This window comes from Mediterraneibacter agrestimuris (assembly GCF_943193195.1).
GTDB classification, from domain to species: Bacteria; Bacillota; Clostridia; order Lachnospirales; family Lachnospiraceae; genus Schaedlerella; species Schaedlerella agrestimuris.
The window spans coordinates 1-1029 of sequence record NZ_CALPDG010000120.1 but is presented as its reverse complement, the minus strand read 5'-3'; the positions used below and the strand labels follow the sequence as shown (position 1 = coordinate 1029).

Genomic DNA, 1029 nt, shown 5'->3' with positions numbered 1-1029 from the left:
ATCACCCCAAGGATTAATCTATACATATATTTTCTTATATGTAAATCTTTTTGGCAAGAGGTTTGTCAACAGCTCGATCATGTCCAGAAGTTTCCTGCCCTTCGCTTTCTTCCTCCGGCACATCGTCCATACCGAGTGCATCATCGCCCTTTTCATCCATGTTAAGCAGGGCATTTAAAGCAGAGAGTCGTTCCAGCTTCTCCGCAAGCTCCGCTTCCTGAGCAAACGGCTTTGTGACCTCCACTTTTGCGGTTTCAAGTTGTCGCTCTACGTTTTCCAGTTTTGTCTGTGCTTCAGAAAGCTGTTTTGGCATGGATTCTAAAGCATGGTTGATACGGGCAATATTGCCGAGAGGGTCAGAGCCGACTTCCAAGTTGTGGGAAAGCTGCCCTTTTAAGTTCATCACAAATTTATGGTTGAACGAATCAAAGGACACCGCTATTTTAAACCCTGCATATTCCCCGACTGTTGCAGGCACATTGACGGTTTTCATCTCCTTGCACATCTCCACAAGTGCGGTTCCGGCTTCTTTTCTGTCTGTATAAGGCTTATCCCCGACTTTCATAAAAAACTTCTCTTTATCTGCCGGAAGATTTGTCTTTGCGGTCTGAATGTCAGCTTCCATGCCGTCTATCCTCTCTTTCAGAATGGCTATCTGCTGCGGGTAGTGCTTTGCGATATTATCCTCAAGTTTATATTTCTGGCTGGTATGGTTCGCCTTCATCAGTTTCAGCTTTGATACCTGTATGTCGAGATCCATCTTTTCTTTAATATACGGGTTCCCGGTAGCCAGGGCTTTCACCTCCGCATAAGTGAGCGCCGCCTCGTCCACGTCCTCACAGCTACGCACCGGGGATTTGCTCGTCATAATCTGACCAATAAATTTCTGCTTATTTTCAATCAACTGCCATGAATAACTGTCAAAGGTTCCTTCTGATTATTATCAAGCTTTGGGTTCTTCCGCAATTATCCGTATTCACCACTTGACAATATAAGCTTTGCGGTCAATAACTCCTTGCCACAACGACC

The 1029-nt window shown here is 45.1% G+C and carries 1 protein-coding gene; it reads right to left on the bottom strand.

All coding sequences use genetic code 11. From position 1 onward, the window contains the following. Positions 1–34 precede the first annotated feature (34 nt). The gene (locus tag NFS18_RS19330) at positions 35–850 is read right to left on the bottom strand and encodes a hypothetical protein (protein ID WP_331477782.1); all 816 of its coding nucleotides are present in this window, start codon (positions 848–850) and stop codon (positions 35–37) included. Positions 851–1029: the final 179 nt, after the last annotated feature.